The sequence below is a fragment of the Laspinema palackyanum D2c genome, assembly GCF_025370875.1.
In the GTDB taxonomy this organism is placed as follows: Bacteria; Cyanobacteriota; Cyanobacteriia; order Cyanobacteriales; family Laspinemataceae; genus Laspinema; species Laspinema palackyanum.
The window spans coordinates 240-12,378 of record NZ_JAMXFD010000042.1; the positions used below are offsets into that span (position 1 = coordinate 240).

The window sequence follows — 12,139 nt, forward strand, 5'->3', positions numbered from 1 at the left end:
GAGTTCCTGCGGGAACCTGCTGGATGGGAGTTCCTGCGGGAACCTGCTGGATGGGAGTTCCTGCGGGAACCTGCTGGATGGGAGTTCCTGCGGGAACCTGCTGGGGAGTGGGAATACCTTGGGGGGTCCCTGGCACTGTTTGAATCGGGTTAGAACCCGTCCCATTTGTCACCGTTGTGCCATCGGGGAGGGTTTGAATAGTCCTGCCATCGGGGAGGGTTTGAATAGTCGTGCCATCAGGGAGGGTTTGGATCTGACCCGGTGCTACTGCCTCTGCCCCTGGGACATTGCCCCCTTGTCCGGGAACTTGGCCGCCCGGTGTGGCTGTTTGCAATGGGGGCTCACAGAGATTGTTGAGATTCCTCGCTTGACCGGAAGAATCAATCATAAAACAGCCTGGATATTCTTGGGCGATCGCTCCCTTGGAAACCGGGAGCATTAAGGCCAAGACTCCAGATGTCATCAAAGTTAAGGTGACTTTTAAAGGGTTAAACATTTTAAGGGATTCTCCTTGTGATTAATTTCTAATTGATTGCCTTGATTCATTATTTAATCAGGCAATATATAAACCCTATTTTTAACGATTTAAACGCTAAACTAAACAACAAAAATAGCTAAAAATTCTAAAAATTTAGTTAGTATTAATAGAAACTGGGTTTTAATTTTTAAATTGGGCCTCCGACTTTAATAGCTAAAGCAATGAAAGAATGCTTAGTCTTGACAGAAGCCAAGACTAAGACACGCCGATAGTAGGAGGGTTTATTTAGAAACTGTTAATATTATGCGACAATAAAAGGAAAAACCGGCTCCCTCACTAGAGAGATTTATCCCTCATCCCCCAGACAGAGTGATCCCGAATCCGGCTTTCTGACATTTTGCACCATTCTCAACACCGGGGTGGGTTTTAAAACGATTGGCCGCCTCATAGCTAAAGTCGTCTAAAGATTACTCTCAACAACCGGCGGGGGTTTAAACCTTTTAGCCTGTAGAGGCGCTTTTATAAGCGCCTCTACGGCGGGGGATAAATCCCCCGCCTAATAGCTAAAGTCGGTTAAAAACCGACTGCAAGTCTGATACACTGGCGACAACCGGCGGGGGTTTAAACGATTGGCCGCCTCATAGCTTGCATTCGGTTAAAAACCGACTGCAAGTCTGATACAGTGGTGTTTTCAGTCGGTTTCAACCGACTTTAGCTGTTAGGCCGCCAATCGTTTAAACCCCCGCCGGGTGTCGCCACTGCTGCAAGATGTTGGTTTCAACCGACTTGATTCTGTTAGGCCGCCAATCGTTTAAACCCCCGCCGGTTGTCGCTTTGGGAGTCATAGATTTAGGGCATTGGTACCCGATTAAAGAAGCAGTAACCAAAACCAGGGTTTTGGCTCAAATTGGGTGTTCAGGGGCAGAAATTTTGTCAAAAACCCCAGCTTTTCCCCCTTCCTGTACCGATCGCCTAGGCTTTTTTGGGTATTATTTGCCAATTTTCACAGTATTAGCGGCCCGGGTTGCTTTTGCCCTAGCTTCTGCAATGGTTTGACCTTTTGCCAAAGCGACTCCCATGCGGCGGTAGGGACGAGAATCGGGTTTACCAAATAATCTTAAATCAACATCCGGTTCTATCAGGGCATCGGCGACCCCTTGATAAGAAATTGAATCCGAATGCTCTTGGGCTAAAATAACGGCACTCGCAGAAGGACCAAATTGTTCAATTTTGGGAATAGGTAACCCTAAAATAGCTCTGAGATGAAGTTCAAACTCGTTGAGATTTTGAGAGATTAGAGTCACCATGCCGGTATCGTGGGGACGGGGGGAGAGTTCGGAGAAAATCGTCTCATTTTGGGTGATAAAAAACTCAACGCCGAAAATACCGGCACCGCCTAAAGCATCGGTGACTTTTTGAGCGATCGCCTCCGCTTCTTGGATTCGTTCAGTTGAAATATCTGCCGGTTGCCAAGATTCTTGATAGTCGCCGCGTTCCTGACGATGACCGATCGCCGGACAAAACAACGTGGGACGATCCCACTGGCGGATTGTCAGCAGGGTAATTTCCAGTTCAAACTCAATGAATTCCTCAACAATTAGCTTTTGAGTATCCCCTCGGGAACCGGCGATCGCATAGTTCCAGGATGCCTCCACTTCGCTGCGATCGCGAACGGTAGATTGTCCTTTTCCCGAAGAAGACATCACAGGTTTAACCACATTGGGAAATCCAATTTGTTCCGAAGCGGCGATTAATTCTTCTAAGGTGGTAGCATAAGCATATTTAGCGGTTCTAATGCCTAATTCTCGATGAGCGAGTTCCCGAATGCGATCGCGATTCATCGTGTAGTTGGTTGCCTTCGCCGTGGGAATGACAACAATGCCGCGATCTTTTTCAAATTCGAGTAATTTTTCCGTGCGAATGGCTTCAATTTCAGGTATAATAAAATTGGGCTGATAGTGATTTACGATTCGTTCCAAATCGTCGGGATTTAGCATAGAAATCACTTCAGAATAATCCGCCACTTGCATCGCCGGAGCATTGGCATAGCGATCAACGGCAATCACGGTATTCCCGAGACGTTGAGCGGCGATCGTAAACTCTTTCCCAAGTTCGCCAGACCCGAGCAGCATTAATTTTTGAGGTAAACGCATCGAATTGATTCCCAATTGACTGGACTGCCACCTATTTTAAACCGTTTATTGTCAAATTCAACAGAAGGGAAGCGAGGGTTCCAACCGTTTACTGCTGTTTCATCCCTTTAAAACCATAATGTAGAGACGATTCGCTTTCTCGCCTCTACATTGAGGGTTTAGGGGTAAAGATTGCGGAAGTCCTGTTTTTTGCCCCTAAACTGCATAACTTTCCCCAATCCGATGCACTTTAATCAAGTTAGTTACCCCGGTAATTGGGAGGGGTAACCCGGCAATAATCACCACGAGGTCTCCTTTTTCGACGAATTTTTGTTCAAGGACTGTTTTTTCTAATAAAACAATCATTTCATCGGTATTAGAGACCTCTTCCAGTTGTAAAGATTGTAAACCCCAATATAGAGCGATGCGCCGTTGAATAAACTCATCCGTAGTGACAGCGATCGCTGGGATAGATTGGCGATATTTCGACAACAACCGAGCAGTGAATCCATGTTCGGTAAAGCAAATCAGCGCCTTGGCATGGAGATTTTCAGCCAGTTGGCAGCCCGCATGAACCACCGAGTTGCCAATCGGATATGCCTCAATTCCCGTCACATATTGTCGGGAAGAGGTTAACTGAGCCTCGGCAGTTTCTGCAATCAGCGCCATTGTTCTCACCGACTCAATGGGATAATCTCCCACTGCCGTTTCTCCCGACAGCATCAGAGCATCTGCTCCATCATAAATCGCATTGGCAATGTCCGAGACTTCCGCACGAGTCGGGCGCGGATTGTGAATCATGGACTCTAACATTTGAGTGGCGACAATCACAGGTTTTTGATGAGTCCAACAGGCTTGTAAAATCGATTTTTGGAGGGTAGGAACCCGTTCTAAGGGAATTTCTACCCCTAAATCTCCACGAGCTACCATGACAACATCTGCCGTTTCTACAATCTCATCTAAACAATCTAAGGCTTCATGACGCTCGATTTTAGCAATAACATGAGCGTATTTGTCTTTGCGCCTAATTGCCCCTTTTACTTCTTTGATGTCCGATGCTTCCCGAACGAAAGAGAGGGCCACATAATCAATGTTCTGATCCAAGCCAAAATTCAAATCTTCAATATCTTTTTGCGTCATGGCTGGAGCAGAAATTGAAGAATGCCTAAGATTAATTCCTTTGTGGCTTTTGACCGGACCCCCATAAATTACTGTTCCGTAAATTTCTTTTTCATAAATCCGATTAGCTTGGATACAAATCAGACCATCATCAATGAGGATTAAATCGCCTTCTTTAACATCATCGGCTAATCCTTTATAGGTGGAACTAAAGCGTTGAGCATTCCCGAGTACCTCTAGCATCGTAATGATGGTTGGATCCCCAGGATGGAGGAACACCGCAGGTTCCATTTCTCCGACTCGGATTTTCGGACCTTGTAAATCCTGCATAATCGCGATCGGTTTATTTAATTCGGCGGACACTTCGCGAATGGTTCGGATATTTTGTTCGTGAGTGGCATAGTCGCCGTGGGAGAAGTTTAAGCGAGCTACATCCATTCCCGCTAGAACCATTTCTGTGATGGTCTTGCGATCGCAACTAGCCGGACCGAGAGTGCAGATAATCTTCGTTTTACGCATAAAATTAAACCGATTAGAGAGGAATGCACGACATCAGTTAGCAGTTTAACCGAATTTTTATTATAATTCCGGACATTGCTCAGGTATGATCAGGGCAGGTTTTCCTGTTTTGAGTGGAATCAAATCCGGACCCGGGCCATTAATTGAAAATTTTAATCTCAATGGGGAGGGCTAAATGTGACGCAGGATACATCTGCTCCGTTGGCCGAGCCAATCCTGCACCGACTTCCCCAACATTTGGCTTTTTTATCATTAAAAATAAACTTTTATCATCCCGTTTAAAATTATAATAAAAATTTCCCTTTTATCTTTTTGTTCGATAGTAAAACGACATTAATCGCTTCCATTTCTCCCCCAACCTCCCCATCTCCCCCAACCTCCCCATCCCCCCGAACTCCCCACCTCCCTCTCCGGTTAGAGGCTCCCCCATCCCCTTCGTGGTATCTCTGTTAAAATGGCCGTTCGTATTTCCCAAGGGGTCAAGTCATAGGATATATTTCTAAAATAGCCCAATCCAAACGGTTTTTGTCCAACCCTTAAATCCGGTGGCGATGGGGATGCCGATGTAGTTTCCAGCAGCGATGCTGGCTTAAAATGGCAAATCAACGCCTGCCTTTATCCCACTCCTTGAGCGATGAATATTGCCGAAATTCTACACAAACAAGTTGAAGAAACCCCAGAGACTCCCGCCATCCTGGAGATGCGACGCGGTGCAAGGGGCAGGGTCAGTTTTGCTGAGTTGGAGTTGAGGGCGCGTCGGGGAGTGACCCTGTTGCGACAACAAGGGATGCAGAGGGGAGATACCATCTTGCTCATGCTGCCGCTGTCAACAGATTTTTACGTCGCGTTGATTGCCATTTTTAGACTCGGTGCGATCGCCTTAATCCTCGACCCCGATGCCCAGTCGGATGAACTTGATCGCGCCTCTACATTGTGCCGTCCCAAAGCGGTCATTACCACCCCAAAAAATCTAATTTGGCGGTTTTTCTCCCGGGCTTTTCGCAAAATTTCGCTTAAATTTACCGTCGGGTTTTCCCTCCCCACCCTGATTTCTTGGCAAAGAGCACAACCCCTAGAACCCGACCCTAAAATTACCGAAGTTGAGCCAGAAACTCCCGCAGTAATTGTTTCCACAGTCGGATTATATGAGCAATTAAAATTTATTGAATTGACTCACGAGCATTTAATCTTACAGCAAAAATCACTCTCCGAAATTCTCCTCACCCATCCGGGAGAAATAGATATTACCCTCCAACCGCTTCTCGGATTAATTAATATAGGGTTAGGGCTGACTAGCTTATTGCCCAAATTCAAAACAAAACAGCCTTTAATTCATCAAACCAAACCGATTATTGATGCTGTCAATAAATATCACCCCAATCGGATTGCGGCTTCTCCCACCTTACTTGAGAACCTAATCGAGGCGTTGATTAAAAAAAGAGAATTATTAACCCCTGCGTATAAAATATTTATTTGGGGAACGCCAGTTTTGCCCAGTCTGCTCAATCAAGTGAATCAAATTGCACCCCAAGCAGAAATTATCGCAATTTATGGAGAAACCGCCGCGATCGCCAGCCTCTCTCGCCGAGAAATTGAAGCCAACGACGTTAGTCAAATGCAGAGGGGAAAAGGCTTACTCGTGGGTAAACCCGCCCCAGATATCCAGTTAAGAATTATCCCCAACCAATGGGGCGCACCCGTCGCCCCTTATCAAAATCAAGCCGAATTTGAAGCCACCTGTCGCCCTCTTGCAGAACCCGGAGAAATTGTCTTGCAAGGCGATCGCTTCATCACCCGAACCTTAAACGAACTCGGGGACGAACCCATGAACTTTCGAGTCGGGGAACAACAATGGCATCGCACTGGAGATGCGGGATACTTAGACTCCCAGGGACGATTGTGGTTACTTGGACCCTGCCAAGATTGCCTTCAGGATAAATTCGGCGTGATTTATCCCCTAACTGTAGAGTGCGCGGTGGATTACAATCGGGAAGTCCAACGGATCGCCTTTTTTTCCTATCGCTATCAGCGAACCTTAGTGGTAGAAATGGCTGATAAAAGTGGCGATCGCACCTTATCTCAACGCAGTTTATCCTCTGTCCTAGAATCCCTACAATGGGCCAATGTAGAAGCGTTGCGCGTCGTTGAAAAAATCCCAATGGAGAAACGCTACCCCCGCCGAGTCGATCGCGTGGCATTGGAACGGATACTGGATGAACAGGACTAATTCAGATGGAGAAGTTGGAGAGGATGAAGGAGATAAGAGAGATGGCGCAGATAGGGGAGACTTACAACAGTAGGTTTTTTACGATTAACAAGTATTGAGGGCTAGAGTCAGGGGATGTAGAAGTAAGGGGTCGGGAATCAGAGGAAACAAGCGAATAGGGACCCCTTTAATTCAATCGGCTATAATGGAGTCTATCCACTCAGTATTATACCCGGGGACACCGGGTAAAAAATCTACCGTTGTAAGGAGGGTTAGGGTGGGGTTCCCCCATAAACTTAAACCCAAAAGTCCTATCCAATTCCCTCCCCTGTGCCTTGGATCAGGCGCTTTAAAAACTAGAAAAAGGCTTAACCCAATGACGGGCGATCGCAGCATCTAACAAAACCCTCGCCACCGCAAACATTAAAATACTTTCACTCGCCATCACCGCCACCGGCAACACCGTATTCGGGTTACTTAATCCCACCTCAACTTGCGCCAATCCTCGCACTAATCCAAACGCAAATACCGCCCCAGATTTCAAATGAGGATTCACATCATCCCGGATAATATAACGATAAGTCACCCCAAATAAAAAACCCGCAACTCCCGCACTTGCGCCACTCAACCACAACCGCTGCCATTCGGGAAAAATCCCCCAACTCTCAACCCCAGAGGATAACATCAACTGATTCCCCAAACTCGTCACTCCCCAAGCAACTGCCACAGACAATCCCCCGATTGCCCCCGCCTTAATCGATTCAATTCGTTCCGTCATCAGTTCCATGTTTCCCTCCAGTCAATCCAGCATCACCTGATTCTGATTTTATGAGATTTCTGACCCACTTCAACAAAAATTATAGAGCCTATTCAACTAATTTTTAAAATTTATAATCTAACATTTTATGTAATTTTTACATTAAAATGAGGGATAAATTATCACCACTGCAACAATGATTCATCCCTCATTTTTGATAGGTGTCAGAAGAAGCAAGTCATCGGTTTAAAGCCGAACTCACCCCATGCTGACGAATTACAAAACCTTATGAGTGTACTCATGTTGCTTAACATTATCCTCAGTACGGACAATATTATCGGAATTCAGAACCCGCTTGCGCTCCACAGAATAGTTCAATTCGCGATAAGTTGACCCAATCGCGATCGCCTCGCAAGCTTGAGGACGATGTTGATAGGTGCGAACCGTCGAAATCGCCCGTTCTACAAAATCATCACAGAATTGAGCATCTGCCGGAAATTCCGGTAACAGTTTCGGCTGTTCACCCTCCAAAACTGTCCCCAGGGTAGTGGCACAAGCCATTTCATAAGATGTAGGAATTCCCTTGAGAATCGCTTCTAAAGCCGCCGAAGGAATTGGTTCTACAATTTTGACCTGATGGACTTCCCCATCTTGCTTAAGAAAACAAGTTGCCAAACCGACGACTAGATAATCTTCGGTTGAAACATCAGGCGCGTTCGAGTAAGGAGTTGCAACGGACATGATTTTTACCAAATTCAAGGACACGCACTATTGAGTTGCATTTTACTGACATCTTGCACCATTCTCAACACCGGCGGGGGATAAATCCCCCGCCTCATAGCTAAAGTCGTCTAAAGACGACTGCAAGTCTGATACAGTGGTGTTTTCAGCACCATTCTCAACAACCGGCGGGGGATAAATCCCCCGCCTCATAGCTAAAGTCGTCTAAAGACGACTGCAAGTCTTATCGCGTTGTGTTTTTAGTCCGTGTTAACCGACTGCAAGTCTGATACAGTGGTGTTTTCAGTCGGTTTCAACCGACTTTAGCTATTAGGCGGGGGATTTATCCCCCGCCGGGTGTTGCCACTGGTGCAAGATGTCGGTTTCAACCGACTTGAGCTGTTAGGCGGGGGATAAATCCCCCGCCGGGTGAGTGGCTCACAGAACAGGCTCCAACTCCCGCAACCCCTGAACATCGATCGCCGCCAGATGCTCATAAGCCGAGTCAATCACCCGTTTCCCCCGTAAAAAGCCCGTACTCGCCCCGGGACAGATATAGTGCAAGCTCTCAGGTGTAAATCGCTCTTGCAGCGCCTTAACAGCCTGAATTTGGCGGGTCCAGTGAAAGGTTTTAGAGGTTCTCAAAGGCATCGGTTCTCCCTGAGCATTCGGAAGTAAATGCCGCCCCACGAATAAAACCCCACCGTGCCCGCCATAATATAAACAGGAGGACCCAGGGGAATGACCGGGGGTCCAAATTCCCTGACAATGGGGACTCAGGGTGCAATCCTTCTCAAATGTCTGCACGGTCAATTCTGGCAGTAAATAGGCTTCCCACTCTTGAATCACCACTTGAGCGCCCGTTGCCTTTTGAATGTCCTTAACTTTGGAAATCCCCCCCCGATGGGTCAAAAATAGCCACTGCACGCCCCCTTGCTGAGTCAGGAATTCCTCCGTCGATTCATCCCAGGGGGGACAATCTACCAGGATATTCGCGTTGTTTTCTACAATAAGATAAGCTGTCGCGCCTAGGGTCTCTCGATTGGGAGAAAAGGCAAAAATATTATCCAGGACAGCCCGTGGTTGTTTGGGCATAGCATGATTCTCTGGTTACTGCTTCTAGGATTTATTACATACATTATCTTGCGGCAGCGTGTGGCACACCTGACGCGCACTCCGCTTTGGGTGTTGTGGTTGGCATTAATGGCCCCTGCATTCCTGTGGATGGTTTGGTTTGTCATTCATGGCGAAGACAGTCCCTTACCCACTGAAGTCGCCCTCGGTTCATTTGTGGTGTCGCCCCTGATCTACTGGATACTCTTTTTCTGGGGTCGCCGGGATATGCCTTCCCCATTAGAACAGGATTCAGGAGTTGATCCAGCCCGGGAATCTGCCGGAATCAAAGCGGTATCTCGCATAGGTCCTCCCGCCAGTGCCCAGGAATTACGCGCCCTGAATGATGGGGAAGAACAGGAACTGCGGGATTGTTTTGATTGGACGGTGTACGCCCTACATCAGATTGATTACCGTCCGCAAGCGGTGATCTGTCGGGGTCAGTTGCGATCGCCCCCGGAGTCTGCCTATCAAAAAATTCGCGCCAAAATCGAAGATAAATTCGGCGATCGCTTCTTAATTATTTTTCAGCAAGATTTCAAAGGTCAGCCGTTTTTTATCCTCGTTCCCAATCCGGAACAAACCGCCTCCACCAATGACTTACACAAACCCCTAATCGCCCTCTCCCTCGCCGGGATCACCCTCTTTACCACCAGTTGGTTCGGAACTGAACTGGCTGGATTTTCCCTAGAGGAGTTGCAATCCGACCCCAGTTTATTACTTCAGGGATTACCCTATGCCGTCGCCCTGATGCTCATCCTGGGTATCCATGAATCCGGTCACTATCTGAGCGCAGTATTTTATAAAATCAAGACAACTCTGCCTTATTTTATTCCCTTCCCCTTTTTGTTAGGCACTTTCGGGGCGTTCATCCAAATCCAGTCGCCCATGCCAAATCGGAAAGTCTTGTTTGATATCAGTATTGCCGGTCCCCTGGCTGGATTCGTCGTCACCCTCCCTGTGTTGTGCTGGGGATTGGTTCATTCCACCGTGGTTCCCATGCCAGAGAACGCCGGAATGTTCCAAATCACCGCCCTCGACCCGAAAAGTTCCCTCATTCTCACCCTGGTGAGTAAACTCGCCCTGGGGTCGCAACTCACCCTCACCAGTGCCCTGAATTTACATCCCGTTGCCGTTGCCGGATACATTGGGTTAATCGCCACCGCCTTAAACCTGATTCCCGTGGGTCAATTGGATGGGGGACATATCATTCATGCCATGTTTGGGCAGGTGCAAGCCGCCCGGATTAGCCAATTTACCCGGTTTGCCTTCCTCGGACTCTCTTGGGTGCAACGGGGATGGATTATTTGGGCAATTTTGTTATTCTTCATGCCGATTGTGGATTCCCCGGCCCTGAATGATGTCAGCGAACTGGATAATCGCCGGGATTTTTTGGGCTTAGTGGCGATCGCCCTGTTTTTGGCGATCGTCTTACCGGCACCCCGACTGATCACCCAGTGGTTAAATATAATTTGAAGGGAATATCAAACTGGAGGATACCCCCGAATCTTAGGCCCTAGGCTCATTTTCCCTGGCTCATGCGAGCGATCGCCCTATTCCCCAATCTCAGGAGTTTTCAGAGTTTTTATGAACGACAAACAACCCGTTACAGTCATTGGTGCCGGACTTGCAGGCACCGAAGCCGCGTGGCAAATTGCTCGCGCTGGGGTCCCCGTCGTCCTCTATGAAATGCGACCCGTGCAAATGACCCCCGCCCATCATACCGGGGAATTTGCCGAACTGGTTTGCAGCAACTCCTTTGGGGCCAAAGCCAGCGATCGGGCTGCCGGATTACTCCATGAAGAACTGCGCCAACTCGGGTCCCTCGTCATCGGTACCGCCGATCGCCATCAAGTCCCTGCCGGTGGTGCACTCGCCGTCGATCGCGGCGTCTTTAGCCATGAACTTACCGAAACCCTTGCCAACCACCCCTTAATCGACCTCCGCCGGGAAGAAGCCCCCGCCATTCCCCAAGATGGCATCGTCGTCCTCACCACCGGACCCCTCACCACCCCTGCCCTCGCCACCGACTTGCAGCGCTTCACCGGCATGGAATACATGAGCTTTTTTGATGCTGCCAGTCCGATCGTTGTCGGTGACTCCATCAATCTGGATATCGCCTTCCGTGCCTCCCGGTATGACAAAGGGGACGCCGACTATATCAATTGTCCCATGAACAAAGAACAATACCTGCATTTTTGGCAGGAATTGTGCAAAGCGGAACAAGCGGAATTGAAAGACTTTGACCGGGAAACCTCGAAATTTTTTGAAGCCTGTTTACCCATTGAAGAGATGGCAAAACGGGGAGAAGATACCATGCGATATGGTCCCGTCAAACCCGTGGGATTAAGTGACCCCCGCAGTGAAAATCGTCCTTATGCCGTGGTGCAATTGCGCCAAGAAGACAAAGCCGGACAACTCTGGAACATGGTGGGATTCCAAACTAATTTGCGTTGGGGAGAACAAAAGCGAGTCTTTCAATTAATTCCGGGATTAGAAAATGCCGAATTTGTCCGCATGGGAGTGATGCATCGCAATACCTTTATTAATTCCCCGCAATTGTTAGACCGAACCTTACAGTTCAAAGGGCGATCGACCCTCCTAGCGGCAGGACAACTCACCGGCACCGAAGGCTATACTGCTGCCACTGCCGGAGGCTGGTTAGCGGGAACCAATGCCGCCCGATTAGCATTAGGACTAAAACCCGTGTGGTTGCCTTATACAACCATGATGGGGGCGTTGTTCTCATTCATCAGTTCCGCCTCCCCCAAACACTTCCAACCCATGCCGCCTAACTTTGGGATTTTGCCCCCCTTTCCCCAGAAAATCAAGAGCAAACCGGAACGCTACGGCAAATATCGCGATCGGTCCCTGTCTCACTTAGGAATCTGGCGCACCCGCTTGGATGTGAGAGTTCCTGCGTTGACTACATAATCCTTCCTCCTCTCGGGAAAATGTTCGTAGTAACGACTTCAGTCGTTACCGCGTTACTTGGCGTCAAGCCAAGTAACGCCCCATCTAAGCCGCCACTCCCAATGCCTGTCATGGCATCTGCCATGACAGGCAAGCAACGACTGAAGTCGTTACTACGAACG

At 48.2% G+C, this 12,139-nt stretch carries 9 protein-coding genes; 3 read left to right on the plus strand and 6 right to left on the minus strand.

Annotated elements, in window-relative coordinates:
• The 3 genes from NG795_RS26690 to pyk all read right to left on the minus strand — a co-directional run.
• The coding region (locus tag NG795_RS26690; RefSeq protein ID WP_367291641.1) for a T-complex 10 C-terminal domain-containing protein at positions 1-496 on the minus strand (496 nt) is incomplete at its 3' end.
• A 971-nt stretch (positions 497-1,467) separates the two neighbouring features.
• Complete coding sequence (gene purT, locus NG795_RS26695; RefSeq protein WP_367291642.1) at positions 1,468-2,646, minus strand: formate-dependent phosphoribosylglycinamide formyltransferase; 1,179 nt, start codon at positions 2,644-2,646, stop codon at positions 1,468-1,470.
• Between the two features lie 180 nt (positions 2,647-2,826).
• Positions 2,827-4,248 (minus strand): pyruvate kinase, encoded by a 1,422-nt coding sequence (pyk, locus tag NG795_RS26700; protein WP_367291643.1) that lies wholly within the window; start codon positions 4,246-4,248, stop codon positions 2,827-2,829.
• A gap of 634 nt (positions 4,249-4,882) precedes the next feature.
• Between pyk and NG795_RS26705 the strand changes: the two genes are divergently transcribed.
• Positions 4,883-6,475: an AMP-binding protein gene (locus NG795_RS26705; protein WP_367291644.1), complete on the plus strand. Its 1,593-nt coding sequence runs from the start codon at positions 4,883-4,885 to the stop codon at positions 6,473-6,475.
• Positions 6,476-6,803: 328 nt separating this feature from the next.
• On the opposite strand, the gene NG795_RS26710 is transcribed toward NG795_RS26705, so the two are convergent.
• The 3 genes from NG795_RS26710 to NG795_RS26720 all read right to left on the minus strand — a co-directional run bounded on the left by NG795_RS26710 (position 6,804) and on the right by NG795_RS26720 (position 9,026).
• Positions 6,804-7,241: a hypothetical protein gene (locus tag NG795_RS26710; RefSeq protein WP_367291645.1), complete on the minus strand. Its 438-nt coding sequence runs from the start codon at positions 7,239-7,241 to the stop codon at positions 6,804-6,806.
• Between the two features lie 246 nt (positions 7,242-7,487).
• Entirely contained in the window at positions 7,488-7,952 is a 465-nt protein-coding gene (locus NG795_RS26715; RefSeq protein ID WP_367291646.1) for a hypothetical protein, read from the minus strand.
• A gap of 417 nt (positions 7,953-8,369) precedes the next feature.
• On the minus strand, positions 8,370-9,026 hold the full coding sequence (locus NG795_RS26720) for an MBL fold metallo-hydrolase (RefSeq protein ID WP_367291647.1): 657 nt from the start codon (positions 9,024-9,026) through the stop codon (positions 8,370-8,372).
• Between the two features lie 3 nt (positions 9,027-9,029).
• On the opposite strand from NG795_RS26720, the gene NG795_RS26725 reads away from it, so the two are divergent.
• Both NG795_RS26725 and trmFO read left to right on the plus strand, forming a co-directional pair.
• Positions 9,030-10,520, plus strand: coding sequence for a site-2 protease family protein (locus tag NG795_RS26725; protein ID WP_367291648.1), 1,491 nt, complete (start codon positions 9,030-9,032; stop codon positions 10,518-10,520).
• Positions 10,521-10,631: 111 nt separating this feature from the next.
• The gene (gene trmFO / locus NG795_RS26730; RefSeq protein ID WP_367291649.1) at positions 10,632-11,978 is read left to right on the plus strand and encodes an FADH(2)-oxidizing methylenetetrahydrofolate--tRNA-(uracil(54)-C(5))-methyltransferase TrmFO; all 1,347 of its coding nucleotides are present in this window, start codon (positions 10,632-10,634) and stop codon (positions 11,976-11,978) included.
• The last annotated feature ends 161 nt before the right edge of the window (positions 11,979-12,139 follow it).